General features: G+C 50.8%; 16 protein-coding genes. 6 read left to right on the top strand and 10 right to left on the bottom strand.

The annotated features are described in order from the left end of the window. Nucleotides 1-34: 34 nt before the first annotated feature. Complete coding sequence (locus tag KJS94_RS16355; protein ID WP_214448363.1) at nucleotides 35-1483, top strand: RapZ C-terminal domain-containing protein; 1449 nt, start codon at nucleotides 35-37, stop codon at nucleotides 1481-1483. A gap of 46 nt (nucleotides 1484-1529) precedes the next feature. Here KJS94_RS16355 and KJS94_RS16350 read toward each other — a convergent pair whose 3' ends face one another. The 5 genes from KJS94_RS16350 to KJS94_RS16330 form a co-directional block, all read right to left on the bottom strand. After that, a complete protein-coding gene (locus KJS94_RS16350; protein ID WP_214448364.1) occupies nucleotides 1530-2981 on the bottom strand; it encodes an APC family permease in 1452 nt (483 codons plus the stop codon). Between the two features lie 202 nt (nucleotides 2982-3183). Further along, the gene (locus tag KJS94_RS16345; RefSeq protein ID WP_214448365.1) at nucleotides 3184-4263 is read right to left on the bottom strand and encodes an aromatic ring-hydroxylating oxygenase subunit alpha; all 1080 of its coding nucleotides are present in this window, start codon (nucleotides 4261-4263) and stop codon (nucleotides 3184-3186) included. A gap of 285 nt (nucleotides 4264-4548) precedes the next feature. Continuing rightward, entirely contained in the window at nucleotides 4549-5607 is a 1059-nt protein-coding gene (locus tag KJS94_RS16340) for a PA0069 family radical SAM protein (protein WP_214448366.1), read from the bottom strand. 372 nt (nucleotides 5608-5979) lie between these two features. Next, nucleotides 5980-6621, bottom strand: a complete 642-nt coding sequence (locus tag KJS94_RS16335; protein ID WP_214448367.1) for a 2'-5' RNA ligase family protein — start codon at nucleotides 6619-6621, stop codon at nucleotides 5980-5982. Beyond that, nucleotides 6618-7262: a lipase family protein gene (locus KJS94_RS16330; protein ID WP_214448368.1), complete on the bottom strand. Its 645-nt coding sequence runs from the start codon at nucleotides 7260-7262 to the stop codon at nucleotides 6618-6620. Before KJS94_RS16330 ends, KJS94_RS16335 begins: the two co-directional genes overlap by 4 nt. Before the next feature lie 104 nt (nucleotides 7263-7366). On the opposite strand from KJS94_RS16330, the gene KJS94_RS16325 reads away from it, so the two are divergent. After that, nucleotides 7367-7789 (top strand): LexA family protein, encoded by a 423-nt coding sequence (locus tag KJS94_RS16325; RefSeq protein WP_214448369.1) that lies wholly within the window; start codon nucleotides 7367-7369, stop codon nucleotides 7787-7789. Between the two features lie 15 nt (nucleotides 7790-7804). On the opposite strand, the gene KJS94_RS16320 is transcribed toward KJS94_RS16325, so the two are convergent. Then, the gene (locus KJS94_RS16320; protein ID WP_214448370.1) at nucleotides 7805-8722 is read right to left on the bottom strand and encodes a DUF72 domain-containing protein; all 918 of its coding nucleotides are present in this window, start codon (nucleotides 8720-8722) and stop codon (nucleotides 7805-7807) included. A gap of 108 nt (nucleotides 8723-8830) precedes the next feature. On the opposite strand from KJS94_RS16320, the gene KJS94_RS16315 reads away from it, so the two are divergent. Beyond that, nucleotides 8831-9970 carry an exo-beta-N-acetylmuramidase NamZ family protein gene (locus KJS94_RS16315; protein WP_214448371.1) on the top strand — a complete coding sequence of 380 codons (1140 nt, stop codon included), beginning with the start codon at nucleotides 8831-8833 and terminating at the stop codon, nucleotides 9968-9970. A gap of 151 nt (nucleotides 9971-10121) precedes the next feature. Here KJS94_RS16315 and KJS94_RS16310 read toward each other — a convergent pair whose 3' ends face one another. Continuing rightward, complete coding sequence (locus tag KJS94_RS16310; protein WP_214448372.1) at nucleotides 10122-11258, bottom strand: aldo/keto reductase; 1137 nt, start codon at nucleotides 11256-11258, stop codon at nucleotides 10122-10124. A gap of 435 nt (nucleotides 11259-11693) precedes the next feature. Next, the gene (locus tag KJS94_RS16305) at nucleotides 11694-12320 is read right to left on the bottom strand and encodes a TMEM175 family protein (RefSeq protein ID WP_214448373.1); all 627 of its coding nucleotides are present in this window, start codon (nucleotides 12318-12320) and stop codon (nucleotides 11694-11696) included. A gap of 900 nt (nucleotides 12321-13220) precedes the next feature. Here KJS94_RS16305 and KJS94_RS16300 point away from each other — a divergent pair. From KJS94_RS16300 to KJS94_RS16290, 3 genes are all read left to right on the top strand, one after another. Beyond that, a complete protein-coding gene (locus tag KJS94_RS16300; RefSeq protein ID WP_239804198.1) occupies nucleotides 13221-14369 on the top strand; it encodes a metallophosphoesterase in 1149 nt (382 codons plus the stop codon). Between the two features lie 30 nt (nucleotides 14370-14399). After that, complete coding sequence (locus tag KJS94_RS16295) at nucleotides 14400-14936, top strand: GNAT family N-acetyltransferase (RefSeq protein WP_214448374.1); 537 nt, start codon at nucleotides 14400-14402, stop codon at nucleotides 14934-14936. Nucleotides 14937-15087: 151 nt separating this feature from the next. Beyond that, nucleotides 15088-15966: an aldose 1-epimerase family protein gene (locus tag KJS94_RS16290; RefSeq protein WP_214448375.1), complete on the top strand. Its 879-nt coding sequence runs from the start codon at nucleotides 15088-15090 to the stop codon at nucleotides 15964-15966. Between the two features lie 95 nt (nucleotides 15967-16061). On the opposite strand, the gene KJS94_RS16285 is transcribed toward KJS94_RS16290, so the two are convergent. Beyond that, nucleotides 16062-18785 carry a TonB-dependent receptor gene (locus tag KJS94_RS16285; RefSeq protein ID WP_214448376.1) on the bottom strand — a complete coding sequence of 908 codons (2724 nt, stop codon included), beginning with the start codon at nucleotides 18783-18785 and terminating at the stop codon, nucleotides 16062-16064. A gap of 24 nt (nucleotides 18786-18809) precedes the next feature. Further along, complete coding sequence (locus KJS94_RS16280) at nucleotides 18810-19727, bottom strand: SAM hydrolase/SAM-dependent halogenase family protein (RefSeq protein WP_214448377.1); 918 nt, start codon at nucleotides 19725-19727, stop codon at nucleotides 18810-18812. Nucleotide 19728 lies beyond the last annotated feature (1 nt).

Raw genomic sequence — 19728 nt, 5'->3', positions numbered from 1 at the left:
ATCCTCCCTTCTCTTCCTTATTTTCGCTGCTTCAATGGAAAACATACTCAACCAGATCAGCGAACTCTATCGCCAGCATGCCGGAACGGCACCCCAGGAAATCGTCAAGCTCCCGCAGTCGGGCAGCGACCGCATGTACTTCAGGGTATTCGGCCCTGATGGCGGCACCTTTATTGCCACCTACAACGAGAACATCCGCGAGAACGACACCTTCCTCGACTTCTCCCGCTCCCTGCGCGAGAAAGGCTGCCCCGTTGCCAATGTGTATTGCGTAGATGAAAGCGGCAAGACCTACCTGCAGGAAGATTTTGGAGACGTATCGCTCCTGAACAAACTGGAAGCCCACGGACATAACGATTATGTCTATTCGCTTTTCCAGAAGAGCCTGGCCAAACTGGCCCACCTGCAGATCGTGGGCGGGCAGAACATCAACTACGACCTTTGCCTTACCGCCAGGGAATTCGGCAAGCAGGCCATCCTCTCCGACCTGCTCTATTTCAAATACTATTTCCTGGATACCCTGAAGTATCCTTACGACAAGCAGAAGCTGATCGATGATTTCGAGGCGCTGAGCACCTACCTCACCCATACTGATAACAAGCATTTCATGTTCCGCGATTTCCAGAGCCGGAACATCATGATCCGTGACGAGGAAGTGCATTTCATCGATTACCAGGGTGGCATGCGCGGCGCCCTGCAATACGATGTAGCCTCCCTGCTCTGGCAGGCCAAGGCCGAACTGCCGGACGACTGGAAGAACAGCCTGCTGGATTTCTATATCGAAGAAGCCGGCAAGCACCTGTCGCAAAAGCCGGACAGCTACCTCTTCACGGCGCAATACAATGGCTATGTGCTGATCCGTTTATTGCAGGTTTTGGGCGCCTATGGTTTCCGTGGACTCTTTGAAAGAAAGGCACACTTCCTCACCAGCATCCCGCTTGCCTTGAAGAACCTCAAATGGTTCATCGATAACCGCCGGATGGGCATTGCCGTTCCGGAATTCGACAAGTGCCTGCAGTTCTGCGTGAGCACTGAAGTGATCGATCGTTTCGAACCCCTGCGCGCCACTGAGGAAACACCATTGGTGGTGACCATCCATAGCTTCTCCTTCAAGAAAGGCATCCCCGGTGATCCCAGCGATAACGGCGGCGGCTTTGTGTTTGATTGCCGCGGCATCCTGAACCCCGGCCGTTTTGAGGAATACAAACCACTGACGGGAAGGGATAAATCCGTGAAGGATTTCCTGGAGCAGCGCACATCCATGCCTGATTTCCTGAACAGTGTATTCGATATCGTGGATATGACGGTAACTGATTATATCAAACGCGGATTCAGCAGCCTGATGGTCAACTTCGGCTGTACGGGCGGGCAACACAGGAGTGTGTATGCAGCGGATGCGTTGGCGAGGCATTTGAAGAACAAATTCGGTGTCCGAATCAACCTACTTCACAGGGAACAGGAAGCAAAGAATTGGCAGAATTGATTTTTTGCCACGAAGGCACCAAGACACGAAGAGGCACTAAGACGTCTTAGTGTACCTTCGTGTCTTCGAGCCTTTGTGGCCCCTTTCCTTCCCCCGACTTTCTCGAAGCATAAAAAATCGGAATACCAATACAAGTAATGAGCAAGCCGAATAGCGAGTTCACCAAAGGCGATTTACCCGATTGGTAATTGATGATATCCTGGTACAAAGTCAGGCAGAGAAAAAAGAAGGTAAAGATCACGAAGACCAGGGGCACCCAGGGATAGCCCGGCACCTTATAGATCCTTTCCTTATTGGGAAAACGGAAACGCAGGATGAACACCCCCAAAGCACTCATCCCGTAAAAGAACCAGCTCACAAAGACCAGCATATCCGTCAGCATATCGAAAGAGGCCGTGAACACCATCAACGCACTCCAGATACCGTTAATCACCAGCGCATTGCCCGGTGTATTATAACGAGGATGCGCCTTACCCATCCAGGCGAACCAGGCATTGTCCTTTCCCATGGCATAGGTGACACGGGCGGTGGAAAACACACAGGCATTGGCCGAACCAAAGGTGGACAACATCACCAGCAGTGTGATAAGGCTCCCGCCAATACCACCCCAGACCATGGTAGCCGCATCAGCCGCCACAAAAGTTGAACCCGCCATCTGGGCAACAGGCATAGCATATACATAAGCTACGTTCACCAGCGCATAAATAATGATACAAGCCATCAATCCCAGCAGCAGGCTACGCGGGATGGTACGCTGCGGATCCTTCACTTCCCCAGCAATGAAATTGATATTGTTCCAGCCATCATAACCCCAGAAGGCGCCGGAGAGCGCGGCGATATAGGCACCCAGCCAACCCATGGAATTATTGGTGGCGACCGTTTCCCCGAAATGGCCCCAATCACCTTTCCCGCTGGTCAACACCCCACCGATCAGCAGCGCGATGGCCACAGCTTTCAAGGCCGTGAGGATACGCTGCAGGGCACCACCCATCTGCACACTGCGGTAGTTTACCCAGGTGAGTAAAGCCAGGATAAAAATAGTCAGTAGTTTCACCCCAATATTGGCAAGCGGATAGATCTTACCGATAAAAGGGATATACAATTCGATCAACCGTTCAGTGGCAGGGGAGAACCGGGGCAGGTGGAAAAAATAATTGCTGTACTCGGCGAAAACATAGGCGATCGATGCATTGCCTGCTGTATTGAAAACTGCAAATGCTGCCCAGCCATAGAGGAAGGAGAAGGCATCACCATAGATCTTCTGGAAAAACACGACCGGTCCACCTGTCTCAGGGTACATGGCCGCGATCTCGGCATTGGACAGCGCACCGAATAGGGTGATGAAACCCGCCAACACCCAGACCGACACCAGGGCCCATGGACTGCCCAACTGACTCAACATCAGGGAAGGCTTCATGAACACGCCGGACCCAATGATGCCACCGACCACGATCGCGATGGTAGTACGGATATTGATGCTCCTGGAAAGTTGCGGCATGGGTCTGGGTTAATGAATGACGGCTATTTGTTTTCAGATGTAATGAACAGCACAAGATGATGGATAAATTTTATGAAACGGGAGATGTTGCCTGACAGGACTACTAAAAACGTGACCGACCCTAGAGCATCAGACAGGCATTGCTTTCAACAATAAAGCTCATCATTCCCATTACTACCCCTCTATCCATAGTTTATTTGACCTACATCATTTCAGCGATCAGTGAATGGAAATGGTGGGTTCCTTTTTCGTGTTTCACGGAATAACGCCCATGGGTATAGAACCTGGAACGAACGCCTTTTTGCACATACTGCACTACCTCTTCATCTTCCATCTCAACAGTATCCAATCCGCTTCCGGCCCCTTCATCCAGTTTGCTTTCATCATACACATAGGCCAGGAAGGACACTTTGCATTCACTGACACCAATCGGTTGCACCAGGTTCAAGGACAATCCCCATGGGTAGAAATTGAACATCATGTTGGGGAAGGCCCAGAAATAATAAGCAGCCACATGTTTGCCATAATCGGGTGAATCTTTGGGAAGGTCGAAACAGGAATCCCCTTTCTTGCCGATACCCAACTGCAGGTTACAGAATCTGAAAACTTCCGTGGTGTATTCCCCAAAATCAAGCACGGCATTGAGGCCGGCATGCACGAAGGGAATATGGAAACCTTCCAGGTAGTTCTCGCAATAGAGGGCCCAATTGGCTTTTACAATATAGTCTTTAGAGAGGTCGGGGCGAAACTCCAGCTTATCCATCGGCAACCAACCTACCCGGTTGATCATTTCATGGAAATATGCTTCAGCCGGCACAGAAGATCCCAGGGTAGTGAACAAGAGCTTCCCCCATTGGAAGAGCGGCAATCTTTTGAGGTTATCTGCTTCGGTGGGGAAGTTCTCTACTTCCTTGAACTCGGGCATGGACATGAATTTTCCGTCCAGCTGGAACATGCGTCCATGGTATTTACAACGGAGGTGATTGGAGGTACAGGGTTCATATACCATCAGGTTGCCCCGATGGGTACATACATTCGACAGGCAGTGGATGGTATCTGATTTATCACGGGTAAGCAACAAGGGTTCATCCAGGTAACCCTCCAGTAAGGTAAAAGGATAGCAGTCACCTGGTTGCTTCACCTTATCGGTATCGCCAATGAATTGCCAGGAAGGGGCGAAGATCTTTTCCTTAGCCAGTTCATAATATTTCGGGTCGGTATAGAAGTCGGTTGCAAGGGTTTTGGCCCTGGCTATATTAGGGTCAATGGAAAATAATGACATCGCAATCGGGTTTTGCTAAAGATAAGGAAATGCGGTTGTTGAAATTCCCATTCCGTAATACCTCAGCGGGCGCGGTCGAAGAGGACCCCTATACTTTATACCTCAGCGGGGTCCTAGTATTTTATACCTCAGCGGGGTCTCTCGAAGAGGACCCCGATGAACCTACATCCCACTATTCATCAGGGTCCCCTACGGGAGACCCTGCTGGGGTAAAACATTATACCTCAGCGGGGTCTCCCGTAGGGGACCCCGATGCAATAACCCAACAACTACAATTCTTTACCCCTAAAACAACTTCAACTGTTGTCCCGGATGCCTGAATTGCGTGGTATCCAACTCCCATCTTTCTTCATTCAGTCCATAGATCGCACTGAATTTCTTGAACTGCTGCCGGATCATCTCCGCCATGGGTCCCTCACCCCGCATCCTTACCCCAAAACGACTGTCATTCACCTGTCCACCATGGCCATCCTCGATCAAGTGCCAGACCTTATCCCCTTTATCAGGAAAATGTTTATACAACCAATCATGGAACAAAAGCTTTACCGCCCCATTCAAGCGGATGAAGGTATAGGCAGAAAATTTCGCACCGGCATCGGCTGCTGCTTCAAGAATAGAAGGCAACTCATGGTCATTCAATCCGGGGATCATGGGTCCCAGCATCACACCCGTCCGGACACCCGCATCCGATAAATCCCTTATGATCCTGATCCGCTGCGAGGCAGTGGTGGTCCTGGGTTCCATGACCCTCCGCAGGTCCTCATCAAAAGAAGTGACCGACACCAATACACTTACCAGGTTACGGGATGCCATCTTGGTGAGCAGGTCCCTATCCTTCAGGACATAGGCATTCTTGGTGATGATGCCCACGGGTTGGTTGAATTCATTGCAAACCTCCAGCAATCGCCGCGTTAACCGGAACCGTTGTTCTGCAGGTTGGTAGCAGTCGGTATTCCCACTCAGGGATAGCGGCTTGCATTCCCAATCCTTTTTCATCAGGAACTTACGCAATAGTTCAGCCGCATTCCTCTTCACCACCACCTTGCGTTCGAAATCCAATCCGGCACTGTAGCCCCAGTATTCATGGGAGTTGCGGGCATAGCAATATACGCAGCCATGTTCACAACCCTGGTAGGGATTCATGCTGTAGAACATGCCCACATCCGGACTGTCCACTTTATTGACCAGCGACTTAGCCTCCTGCTCAATGTATTGGGTAGGTTGGTCGGGCAGCTCCCATTCATCGATCGCTTCAACATGGTCGCGACCATACACCTGCTGTTCGAAGCGGTTGCTGGTATTGAATTGTGCGCCGCGGCCTTTTATGATGGATTCATTGTTCATGCAGGATAGTGTTTGATCGAAAATTCGTTTTGGTACTATTTTAAATTGAGATGCCTAGGATATTTCTCACGCAAAGGCGCAAGGAAACGCGGAGGCGCAAAGGCTCCTACAACAATACACTAGGGGTAGGCTAGGAACGAACTGCTTTTGAGAAGATTTTAAGATCGCAACGCATTGGCTTCGCCAATTTAATCTCATCCTTCTTGGCCATTTCTTTATTCTTAAAACAAGAAACCTTTTGAGAAGCCAAAACGCTGAAGCCTTGAAAAAACCTCAAAAGCAAGCCTGCGTCTTTGTGTATCCTTGCGCATCTACCAACAACATTGTGGTGGGTGTCTTTGTGTGAAACAACTATTTGACCTTCATACCCCCTCACGCCATGGCAAAGAGTTCGCCCTGCTTGACTGCCACCGGAAGGTCCAGGAATTCGAAGCGTTGCGCGATCTGCCAATACCGCTCCCCCTTTCTCTTCTTTAATAATAGACAGGCATCGGCCATGAACTGACCGGTAAAATGCCGTTGCGCATATTGCTTCCATGCTTCTTCAAACTGGAAAGGTGTTAAGCCCCTGGCCACCGAAACAAAGGGCTGGTCATAAAAGAAAGGCGCATGCTCTTTATCAGCCCTCAGGAGTGATTGCAATGGCTTGATGCTTTCTCCCAACTCCTTTAAACGATGATGCTGCAGCACCGGGATCACGATACTATGACTCGGGTAGGCCTGGTAATCTTTCAGGTGTACAGGGAAAGGCCTGATGGCCATGCAGGTCCGCTCAAAGGCCTTGCGGATCTTCTCTTCCAACAAAAGCCTTTGGCTGAAACGCACCAGGGGTATGCCAATAGGCGGTTGCCCATAGCCCTTCAACTGGAAATGTTCCTGCAACTGGGCACGCACCTTCCTCACTTTCTCCCGCAAATGATCCGGCGGCGCCAGGATCAACTGGTAATCCACAAACTGGTAGCCGGGCAATGCCTGCAAACCGGCCAAACTTACCTGCTCCTGCATGATGCTCATGGTAAATACATTTCAAGGTTATTGTCTTTACGATAGCCCGCCGGCAATAAGGGAAACCGGGCCACCAATTGTTTACTGTCCTTTCCTGGCTCCCGCTTCTCCAATTCCAAAGCCTCCACTTCAAACCCGCCATCGAAATGCCTGCTGGCAAAATCCATTAATACCGATCGCGCCAACTCCCCTCCCATTCCTGAGGCGATCACCATCTTAGGATGCACCACCAGGTCTACCCTGGCCTGGCCATCGGTACGAAGGAAAGCCTCTACCGGCCGGAGCTGTTCCGCCAGCTTCCGGATGGGGCCATGGTCCATGAAACGGATATAGAGACTGTCTTCCCGCTTGCTGCCATAATTATTGCAGCGGATAGGGAATTGTTCCTGCTGGCTGATCACCCGGTGCAACCATCGCATCAGGGTGGGCTCCATTTCCTGGCGGATATGAAACGCCGCAACCACCAATTCCACTTCTTCCAGGGCATGGAAACAATCCCCGAACTGCTGCCTGCCATAGTCCAAGGCTGCTTTGAGCATGGCCTCCATCGCTTCCTGGCGGGGCTTAACGACCAAACGATAGGCTCCCCAACCCTCTTCATTCTTCACTGCCCCCGCATGGGCCTTCCCCATCATGTATCCTGTCTCCATACCAACTGATTTAATCGACCAAAATATTTAGTATAAATTTACTAATTATTTTAGTATTTCCAAATAAATTTGTCCCACTTACTAACCCGCCAAAAAACAGTGTTATGGAACCAGTACAGTATTACACGGCCTCGACTGGTGGCGGCAGGATGCAGGGCCGTGAAGGGGATCAATCAAGGACAGCCTTCCAGCATCGCCAGCATCATGACCGTGAATTAGACCTTAATGAAGAATTGGTGGGCAACAAGGCTGCCACCTATTTCCTTCGCGTACGCGGCGAAGCCATGAGCGGCGCCGGCATTCATGATGGGGATATGGTGGTGGTGGATCGCTCCCTTGCACCAGGGAACGGGAAAGTGGTCATTGCCCTGCTCAACGGCGAAATGCTGATCAGGCGCTTTGAGAAGCAGTTCAATAAACTAAGGTTGCTACCCGAAACGGCTAAGCTTGCTCCCATTGATATCGATCCAGGCTGTGAGGATTTTTCCATCTGGGGTGTGGTGACCTATGTCATACATCGTTTATGAACCGGACGAACAGGGCTAGAACAAACTACCCTGTTCGTTTTCCTTCGGGAACAATACCGGCACTTTTACGGTAATGCCGGTCCGGGCACTGAATTGTTCTGCCGCATAGATCGCAAAATCAGGCACATAATGGTCATCGCCCATGTGCAGGAAGAAATAGGCTTCTTCCAGCCCCTGGTCGATCCACTGTGCGATCCTATCCACCCAGGCATCGAAGCGACGCTTATCCGTTGGATGGCCTTCATTGGCCACAAAGCGGATCATGGTGGCAGGGACAGGCAAATAGGTATGGCAGACATCCCTTCGGCCTGCCGTGTCCGTTATGACCGCCCCGATCTTCATCGTATGGAGGGCCTGGAAGAAATGTTCTGTTATGGTGGGCTTATTGAACCAGTCGGGGTGCCGCAATTCTACAAACCATTTCACCTGCGAAGGCAGGGTCGACAAATACTCCAGCAATTCCACCTGCCGGCCCGGGCCGAAGCCATCCGACAACTGCAGGAAGACCGGCCCGAGGTATTGTCCAAGTCCCATCATGCCTTCCACGAATTCAAGGGTCATGGCTTCCTTACCCTTCAGTCCACCCCGATGGGTGATGCCCTGGAACAATTTGGGACAGAAACGAAACGACTCCTGCGCTATCAGCGCCGCCCATTTTTGCATATCTGCTGCCGAATAAAGTTTGTAATGCGTGGCATTCAATTCAATGGTCGTGAACTGCTGGCTATAATACTTCAGGAAATCAGCCGCCTTCGCCCTTGCCGGATAAAGATTACCCAGCCATTCAGCAGCGGTCCAGCGGGTTGCCCCGATATGGATGACAGGATGGACAGCCCTTTTGCCGGGCAGCACAAGATGATTCAGGTCGGGATTGGCAGGCAGGCTGAAATCCACGGTATCCAATAATGAACGGTCGATCTTTCCGAATTCCATAGCAACAGGCCGAGCTTGATCGCATTGGCCACTGCAATTTACAACCGCAGGCCAATAAGAGAAGGAATACAAAGAATCCAATAGCTTTATCCTGCCTAATCGATTGCTATGACACCATTATTCGGGATCGACCAATGGTTGCGGCGCGAAGCCGATGACCGCCGCTGGGGACTGGTCACCAACAACGCAGCCACCACTATAACTGGCATCCTTAGCCGAACCGCGCTACTTTCAGCTGGCTGGAAGGTCAGCCTGCTTTTTTCCCCTGAGCATGGGTTGACCGCGCAGGGTGCGGATGGGGAAAGACAGCCTGACCTCCGGGACCCCGTTACCGGCTTGCCCGTCACCAGTCTCTATGGCAACCAATGGGCGCCTTCCCCTGAACAACTGGAACAACTTGACGGCATCCTGTTCGATATTCCCGATGTGGGCAGCAGGTTCTATACCTATCTCTGGACCCTGACCCATGTGATGGAAGTCTGTGCCGCTGCAAGAAAGGAATTAGTGATACTGGACCGGCCCAATCCTATTGGCCAGGACCTTGACCTTGCTGAAGGCCCCTTGCTGGATGAACAGCACTGCAGCTCCTTCATTGGGAGATGGTCCATCCCTATCCGCCATTGTTGCTCACTGGGTGAACTGGGGTCCTTCTTCGCTGCGACCAGGGTGAAGGGACTGAACCTGACCATCATCCCGCATAACATCAATGATACCCTGCCGCTGACCGATCTTTCCAATTGGCCCTTCATCCCTCCATCGCCAGCCATCACCGATCCGGTCACGGCATTACTCTATCCTGGCACCTGCTTGTTTGAAGGCATCAATGTCAGCGAAGGCAGGGGAACTACCTTACCCTTCCGCATCATCGGGGCGCCTTTTATCAATAGTACCGAATTGGCGAATGCAATCAATGGCCTTACACTTCCCGGCACCCAATGCATCCCCTATTCATTCCGGCCCGAATGGGGATTATATGCTAAGGAATGGTGTGAAGGGGTGCAATGGATCGTTACGGATGCAACAGCCTTCCGCCCGGTCAATACGATGGTACAGACCATCCGGGTCCTGCACAATTTGTACCCCGGCTTACTCAAGGAGCGGCCCTATCCCACACATGCCAATCCCACCGGGCTTTCCCACCTCGAACGATTGGTGGGGGTACCCTATGCCTTTGAAAAAATTATCAAGGGCGAACTCAATATTGTAGTAGGGGAAGAATGGAAGAAAAAGATTGAGGCATTCAGGTAGCGTTGGGAATAGGCCACAAAGACACCAAGACACTAAGTTACACAAAAGCGACTTCGTGTTACTTTGTGTCTTGGCGTCTTTGTGGCCCCATTTATATCTCATCAAGGTTCAATACAATAGAACCCGCTGGAGTCAGAACCTGATGTTCCCACTACCTGTTGGTTTGCTGCGCCTGCACTCCAGTATAACGCTCACCAACGATCTTGATCTTAGAAACGATCTCTTTGAAAGCTTTCAGCTCATCAGCAGTAAAACTATAATCGGCTGCCCCCATATTCTCCTGCAGGTGGGCCAGCTTAGTAGTCCCGGGAATTGGAACGATCCAGGGTTGCTGGGCCAAGAGCCATGCAAGGGCAACCTGTGCCGGGGTGAGTCCCCTGGGGTTTCCAAACTCAACCAACGCATCAATCATAGCCCAATTCGCCTTGATGGCATCAGGCTGGTAACGGGGAAGGGTTGGCCGGTTGTCATTAGCTGGGTTGTACTTAGTCCTTTCATTGATCATACCACTGAGGAAACCTCTGCTGATGGGACTATAAGGCACGAATCCAATTCCTAATTCTTCACAAACTTTCAAGACAGCCTCTTCGGGACCCCTGGTCATGAGGGAGTATTCACTTTGTAAGGCAGTGAGGGGTTGCACCGCATGGGCCTTGCGGATGGATTCCGCACCGGCTTCACTCAAACCAAAATACTTCACCTTCCCTTCCTGGATAAGATCCTTAACGGTCCCTGCAACATCCTCCATGGGTACGGCTGGATCTACCCGATGCTGGTAAAGAAGGTCAATATAATCGGTCTTCATTCTTCTTAAGGACTGTTCCACCACCTCCCTGATATGAGCCGGCTTGCTGTTCAGGCCCGACAATTTACCATCCTGGATATTGAAGCCAAACTTGGAGCAGAGGATGATGTTCTTCCGGAACGGGGCGATGGCCTCACCCACCAATTCCTCGTTCCTGAAGGGCCCATAGGCCTCTGCGGTATCAAAGAAATTAACGCCCATGTCATAGGCGCTGCGAATGAGTTGAATGGATACTTTCCTGTCTGGGATAAAACTCCGGTGATAGCTCATGCCCATACAGCCCAGTCCAAGACTCGATACTTCGATCTGTTGTTTTCCTGACCCCAACTTGCGTCGCTGGCCCCTATAGGGTTGCCCAGTTACTGAATCCTTAACTTGTACTGCCTGTGCAGTTTGGATCACTGGTGCAGCCAGCAAGCCGGCACCCAACAAGGTTCCTGCTTTCAGGAAACTGCGGCGATGGGAAGGATGTGAAGTAGGCATACAAAAGGTTGTTTAGTTGAAGTAATTATCGCATTGATTAAAAGGACAAATGGAAAAAATAATTTTTTACCAGGAAGGCATCCATGATGGTCAATACATCATTTGTACAAAGATCGGTCGTACCGGCAACGACCTTTAACGGCAGGAAAACAGAAACTTACAAATTTCAAACAATCAGCTGAAACCCTTTGGGCATTAACCTCAACGGGGTCGACGGGGGATAGTAAATCTTACCACCTCATAGGAGTTCTCTTCTAAAGTCCCGATAAATTTCTCTCCTACTATTCATCAGGGTCCCCTGCGGGAGACCCTGCTGGGGAGAGAAGACATTAAGTTACACTAAGGCGACTTCGTGTTACATCGTGTCTTGGTGTCTTCGTGGCCCCTTCACCTCAGCAGGGTCTCCTGAAAGGGACCCTTATGTATAGTAAATGGTCAATAATTGAAAATATGATCCTCGATGTCCATTTTATCATTCTCCGGGATCAGGTGTAATATAATGGGTATTAAAAGGGAATAGAATGCAATGGGAGTGGATAAAAAAGAAATCAGGATGATGGCCAGGTAGCAATAGATGGGCCTGATGATCCTTCTTCGCGCATACTTAAAATGTTCCAGGGTGTAATGGGGTTTTATATACGCCTTCTTCCAGGAATAGTATAGCATTAAATAGATCAGGGCACTTGTCAGGATAAGGTTCAGGCTGAAGACAATAACACTCAGCTTTTCATGCCGGTAATGATTCAGGAAGCCGACGGAGAAGGGGATCATACAAATAGACATGAGGAACAAGATATTGAGCCAACTGCTCACCCTGTCGGTCTTGGTGATCAGGTGATGATGGAAATGCGACCCTATCCAGAATATGCCCAGGGTTACAAAACCAAGCATATAAACAAACAATTCAGGAAGAATCTTTTCGAAAAAATACCGCGAAAGCACGTCCGCATTCAACCCTTCCGGTATCCTGATCTCAATAATCAGAATGGTCATAGCAACCGCAAATACCGCATCAGTCAATCCCTGAATGCGTTTTACATCTAAATTCACTTCAAATTCCATGGCTGCAATTTTATAGATGAAGAAAACACTACCGGCCTGGTCCCATTGGACCAAGGAAAACCAAATGACCCAATACCAGTTTTTGTTAAGATTCAGGTTTGCTAAAGAAGTAAGGTAGGAAAGAAATACCCTGATAAATAATAAACCAATTCATTGAAGTTACGCAATTAAACCAACAATCTACGAAATGATTAGTATGCAACTGTTAAGGTATTGGTAACGACAGTCTTGCTTCCACTTTAGCTTTAACTATATCCCGAGCTATGCATGGTCCTGTGAAAGTCACTTTCCTCTCCTCCTTACATTAGCAGGGATTCCAGAAATATACTATCCCTCACCTCAGGAGGTTCTCCCGAAATATACTATTCCCACCCTAGCAGGGTCTCCCGAAGGGGACCCTGATGAATAGTATGATGAAAGTGCATCGGGGTCCTCTGCGAGAGACCCCGCTGAGGATAATTGGATGCATAAATACTCACCCCAGCAGGGTCTCCCAAAGGGGACCCTGATGAATAGTATGATGAAAGTGCATCGGAGTCCTCTGCGAGAGACCCCGCTGAGGATAAAGAGAGAATTCACCCCAGCAGGGTCTCCCGAAGGGGACCCTGATGAATAGCAGGATAAAAGTTCATCGGGGTCCTCTGCGAGAGACCCCGCTGAGGATAATTGGATGCATAAATCATTTCGCCTTTTATACATCAGGGTCCCCTCCGGGAGACCCTGCCGGGGTAAAAAAGATTGAGGCACTCAGGTAAGGTAGGGTATAGGCCACGAAGACACCAAGACACCAAGTTGCACTAAGGCGCCTTCGTGTTACTTGGTGTCTTTGTGTCTTTGTGGCCCCTTGACCCCGTGGTCCCCCCTCCCCCAATAATTTCGTATCTTCCTCCCTACCATCTTATGAGAAGAATATTCCTCGCCATACTGGGTTTTGTGCAAACGGTCTTGCAGTTCTTTTTACGCAAACCCATTACCTGGCTGGCCAACAAGGTCTCCTCTGCCCCCAAACAGGAAAGCGTCAACAAAGCATTGTCGGAGCTCTACCACAGCATCATCACCGAACCCGGCAAGCAGGGACCACTGATCGATTTCCGGCCGGATGAACATCCCCTCATCATCTTCACCGATATGCACAAAGGCAGTCGCGACGGCTCTGATGATTTCGCGGTCTGTGAAGAGACCTACCTCACGGCACTCGACTATTACAACAACAGGAACTTCTACTATATCAATCTTGGCGACAGTGAAGAACTCTGGGAGAACCTGCTCCCTTCCGTCCTCAAATACAACAAAGCCACATTCGAAATGGAAAAACGCTTTGTTGACCGGAATGCCTATGCGAAGATCTACGGCAACCACGACCTCTTCTGGGGCAATGATCCGCTCGCGCCAGTCGTACTCAAAAAGATGTATGGCAGGAGCATCAAGGTCTATACCGGTGCCGTCCTCAGGGCCAGTTTACCCAATGGCTATATCGATGTATTGTGCACCCATGGCCACCAGGGCGATGCCCAGAGCGATGGCAACGCTTTCAGCAAATGGTTTGTCAGCTGGATATGGGGACCCTTGCAAAGTTTCCTGGAGATCAATACCAATACCCCTTCCTGCAACAATGAGAACAAGACCCTGCACAACCAGTTCATGTATGAGTGGAGCGCTGCCCAGGAAAATGTGGTATTGATCACCGGCCATACCCACCAGCCGGTCTTCAACTCGCTTACCCACCTCGAGCGCCTCTACCTGCAATTGGAAGAAGCCAGGGAAAACAGGGACGAGGAAAAGATCAGGAAGGTCAATGCAGAGATCCCCAAGCGCAGGCGGGAATATGACCATGTGAATTTTTCCTTCCGCAAAATGAAACCCAGTTATTTCAATGCCGGCTGTTGTTGTTTCGAAGACGGCACCATCACCGGCCTCGAGATCGCAGGGGGCTTTATCCGGCTGGTCAAATGGAGCAGGAAGGAAGGCAAGCCCACCAGGATCGTCGCCGAAGAGACCCACCTGTTGGACCTGGCCAACAGGATCATGAACCATTCCGCAACTGCCTGAGATCATTTTACCCTTTTCAAATTCCAGCACATGTCGCTTCAATTCCGTCCACTGCAATCCAATGATATCGATGCCTTGCAACACTGGTACCATTACCAGCTGAGTGACCAGTCGAGGTCGCGTTTTGCCCCCCACTCCTTCGATGGTTTTACCATAGAGAATATCTGCCGCAACCTGGGGAGTGATGGCTGCAACCGTTTTGTGGCCATAGACCCTGAACTGAACACCATCGAGGGGTACCTGCTGTTAAAAGAAGGCTATGCCGCCAACGAAAACCATCGACTGGCTGCTAACGGTCACCATTACCCGCAGGCATCTGTGTATTCCCTGGCACCGGCCCTATCAGAAAAATGGCAGAGCAAGGGAATAGCGCAAAACTTCCTGCAATGGGCATTAACGCAGGTACCACAGCGGAAGCATATTGTCCTTTGGGGAGGGGTGCAGGATGGAAACCCCGCAGCTATCCGCTTCTACCAAAAGCTCGGTTTCCAGCATGCCGGCGGCTTCTGGTGGGATGGCATCTGGAACTGGGATATGGTATGGCATACAGAGCAGTTACAACCCTAGTTGGTGGGGCCACGAAGACACCAAGACACGAAGGGACACGAAGACGTCTTAGTGTTACTCCGTGTCTTAGAGACTTTGTGGCCCAAGCCCCACCATCTGATGGGGTAAGATAGCCTGCATTGCCCTTACATTTGTCCTTCAAATCCTTGATATGATCGTTCTGCAAAATGAAGTGCTGACGGCAGGCATCCATCCCCTGGGAGCGGAACTGCAATTATTGGTGCACCGGTCTTCGGGTGCCAATTTTATGTGGAGTGGTGATAATAAATTCTGGGGTAAGTTCTCCCCGGTCCTGTTCCCCATTGTAGGCTCACTGAAAGACAACACCTATCACTATAACGGGAAAGAATATTCTCTACCCAGGCATGGCTTCGCCAGGGAGAAGACTTTCCATGCGCATAAATCAAGTGAAAAAGAAGCGGTCTTTACGCTGGAAGCCGATAGCAGCAGCCATGCGGTATTCCCCTTCGATTTCAGGCTGGAACTGCATTACCGGCTGGAAGGAAGCAAGCTATCCTGTACCTACCAGGTATTCAACACAGGTAACCATCCGATGTATTTCTCCATTGGGGCGCATCCTGCCTTTGCCGTGCCGCTATTGGATGACCGATCCGGTGCGACTTACGGAGACCATTACCTGCAATTCAACCGATCCACTTCCCTGGAAAGATGGAAGTTAAAGGATGGCCTGATCAGCGACCAAAAAGAAATGGTTGAATTGAAGGAAGGAAGGCTGGGATTATCGAAGGAACTTTTCAAGGAAGATGCCCTGGTATTAAAGGGTATTCCGGATAACCAGATCATCCTTGGATCAAAAAAACATGCACACCAGTTGGTATTTGAATGGGAAGACTTTCCCTTCTTCGGGATCTGGGCCGCCCCCGATGCGCCTTTTGTATGCCTGGAACCCTGGTGTGGTATAGCAGACTCCGTACACCATAACCAGCAACTCACCGAAAAGGAAGGCATTAATGAACTGGCTCCCGGCAGCCTCTTCAGCCGGACCTGGGCGGTGAGCATCAGTTTTTAGCCACAAAGGCTCGAAGGCACTAAGGAACACTAAGGCTTCTATAACCTTCGTGCAACTTCGTGCCTTCGAGCCTTCGTGGCCCAAAAATTATCTGCTTACAGCGTCAGGCTAAGCCTCGCGAAATAATAAGCTCCGGTCACGCCCATTTGCACAGGCGCATACTTGAACACCCCGAAATAGCTGTTGGCATAAACCTGCTTATCCGGATACACATTGAACAGGTTATTGGAACCGATCGTAGCAGCCAAATGCTTATTGATGGCATAGGAAATGGAGAGATCCGTTACCATTTTGCCGCTATGCTCCTGCAGTTCCCCGAATGGATAACCATTACGGGTAACCTTGCCGAAGTAGGTAAAGCGTACCATATTGGTAAACTTACCGATACGGTGACCAACACTAAAGGTACCCTTGGTCCGCGGGCTATAGGTTTCGATGATAGAACGCTCTACAGGTCCGAAGTAGATATCCTCGCTACCCTTCAGTGCATCAGGCACATTCACGATGGCATCCACCTTGTTCTCGTTGTAGTTACCGGCCAGGGTGAAATCGAAGTTGCTCTTGCCCGCCTTGAGGTTATAGGTCATCACCACATCAACACCCTTGGTCTTGGTATTGGCTGCATTCACGAAGAAACGCGCAGAGGATACGCCATAAGGCTCCAGCAGGTCCTGGATCTCTTCCACCGGGCTACCGAAGGCATCGAAGCCAAAGCTACCGGTCAGGGATATACGATCCTTGATATTGATCAGGTAACCATCAACGGTAACGCGGAAATTGGAAACAGGTGACCAGGTGAATCCGGCACTCGCATTGACAGAAGTTTCTTCTTTCAACTCAGGGATACCCAGGCCTTTGGCCACTTCACTATTTACAGGGAAGAAACCTGCCTGTCCCAACTGACCGCTGGGCAGGATATCGGTACTCTGGTAGCTGAAGAATTGCTGGTGCAGGCTCGGTGCACGGAAGCCTGTGCTCACCGCACCACGCAGCGCAAAAGCGTCTGACAGCTGGTAACGCAGGGCCAGTTTACCATTGAGGGTGGAACCAAAATCGCTGTACTGCTCAAAACGGGCAGCACCGGCTACCAGGAATTTTTTGGTCACATCCAGTTCCGCATCTGCATAAAGGGAGAAGTTGTTACGGCTTTCCTTTACCGCATCCCTGGGGGAGAAACCCACAAAGGATTGGGAACCGCCTGCAAAATCAAGCAGGGAAGGATCGATGATGGTGGATCCATCAGAGCTATAGGCATAGTTGCGCCAGGAAGCTTCTTCGCCCTCCATGATCTTATAGCTGTCAATCCGGTACTCCGCACCAAATGCCAGGTTAAGCCCGGCTGCTACGGTAGGGAAGAAACGCTTCAGGTCAGCATTGATGGTATTCTGGGTGAAAGCATGTCCACCCGCATCGAACACTCTTGGGCTCTTGTCGCGAAGGGTAGCGTTGTTGGTATTGAGAACGGTATAATCGAAACGGTTATTACCAAAGGTATTGCTAAGGTCGAGTACCCAGTTGCTGGGCAGCTGCAGCTTCACACCTACTGCAATGGAACGGTCCCAGATATCAGACTGGGTACCGGGCTGGAAGCCATTGGGGTAGAGGTCAAGCACCACATTGCTGTATTCACTGGGCAGGCGGCGGAAACCGTTACCATTACCCCTCCTGTAGCTGAAACCGGCAAAGGAGTAGAACTGGTGCTGGCTGTTCTTACCAAAGGGAAGTCCCATGTTGTAGAACAGGCTACCGTTCTTGATGCCGGCATCACCCACACGGAAGTTGAAATCATCACGGCTCAGTCCACGTGCAGCGATCACGCTATCATCATAGGCCCTTGCCTGGTCGGGGTTTTCGGTAAAATCGTAGGCAAAGAAATTGCCCAGTGCACTCTGGTCATAGATCACCAGGTTATGGTTCTGGCTACGGTTGGTCTGTTCACGGTAAAGGAAATCACCGGTCAGGTTAAGGTAACCACCCTTCTTACCCAGTGAGAATCCCTGGTTCAGGTTGAACTGTCCTGTACCGCCATCCCCCTGGGAAGTGATACCACCGGTCGCATTCACGCTGGTCCAGTTGGCATTCTTCTTCAACACCACGTTGATCACACCGGCAATGGCATCGGAGCCATACTGGGCCGCCGCACCATCACGCAACACTTCGATGCGTTCAATGGCCGCCGCCGGAATGGCATTCAGGTCGGTACCTACACTACCATTTCCTACTGTTCCCTGGTAGTTGAGCAGGGAGGTCGTATGCCTGCGCTTACCGTTGATCAGCACCAGCACCTGGTCGGGACCGAGTCCGCGCAGGGTAGCTGGGTCAATATGTTCGGTACCATCGGAGGCCGACTGGCGGTTACTCTGGAAAGAAGGCGCCATATAGGTCAGGGCCTGGTTCAGGTCATATTGGGGAAGGATGCGGGCTGCATTCCTGAAGTCGATCACATCCACCGGAACGGCGGTCTTGAGGTTGGTACGGTTCGCGCGGGTACCCACCACCGTTACTTCATTGAGCTGGTTATTGAATCGCTCCAGCTGGATCACCAGCAAGGGGTTCTCCGGGTTCACAATCTGGTCGAACTCCCGGTAACCCACAGCCGAAATGGTAATGGTCCTTCCCTGTGCTATGTCCAGGGGCAGGCTGAACTGGCCATTGTTACCGGTGATGGTTGCAGTCTTCTGTGTTTTGGCGGTTACGGTGGCGCCTACTACCGGCTCACCACGTTCATCTGTCACCCTGCCATTGACGGTGATGGTCTGTGCCGATAACACGCAAGGCGCTACCAGCAAGGCCCCCAGGGCAATTAATCTTGGTCGCATGCTGTTGGTTTTATGATTGCTTGATTATGGTTTAGGCTTTTTTGTAACGGTCACTTTCCACAGGGATCCACTCGACACTTTATGCTGCGAAGCAAAATTTCCCTGGTTGATGCCAAAGGAAAAATTGAGCAGGCTGTTGACATAGGCTACCGGTTTTCCTGGCGCTACTGCAGAAAAAGTAGTAGCAAAAGGCATTACACCTTTATACACCAATTTGTTGTCCACGGTAATGTTCACCTCCACCTGGTCCCCATACTGCAGGCCATTCTCCCGCAAAAGGCCAAGGGGGATATTGGTCCAGACATTTCCATACTGCACATCCAGTACGGGAATATTACCGGTAAAGCTGCCATTCTGGTACTGTGCGGCCTGGTAAGGTATCCGCACCACATTGGGTGGCAGCGCAGGTCCAACCTCATCATAACGGATCACCCCTGCAGCCAGCCGCGCGCCGGTGTAGGCATAAACATCACGACCATGGAAGGTGTAGGATTCGGACGACCCTTTCAGGCGGTTCCTGGTCTCATCGATCCGGCGGAGGGAATCGATGCCTATGGCATCGGCCAACAAGGTGAGGGTACCATTATCAGGGGTCACAATGAAATGACCGGACCTGGTTTTGGCTACCACTGACTTTCGTTCAGAACCCACTCCCGGGTCCACCACGGAAACGAAGACCGTTCCTTCCGGCCAATAGGGCAAGGTCTGCTGCAGGCGGTAAGCCGCTTCCCAGATATTGTAGGCAGGGATCTCATGGGTGAGGTCAAAAAACCTGATATCCCGGGATACCCCATAGGCCACCCCTTTCATGGCGGCTACTGCCCCCTCTTTCACCCCGAAATCTGTCTGGAAGACCAGTGCGCCGTTCTGCGCATAGCCATTTACGATTGTTACCAGCAACAGTAATGGTGCCAGTAAAGATTGCTTCGCTTGCTTGCCCATC

It is taken from the genome of Flavihumibacter rivuli, assembly GCF_018595685.2.
GTDB lineage: Bacteria > Bacteroidota > Bacteroidia > Chitinophagales > Chitinophagaceae > Flavihumibacter > Flavihumibacter rivuli.
This window is presented reverse-complemented; position numbering and strand designations above follow the sequence as displayed.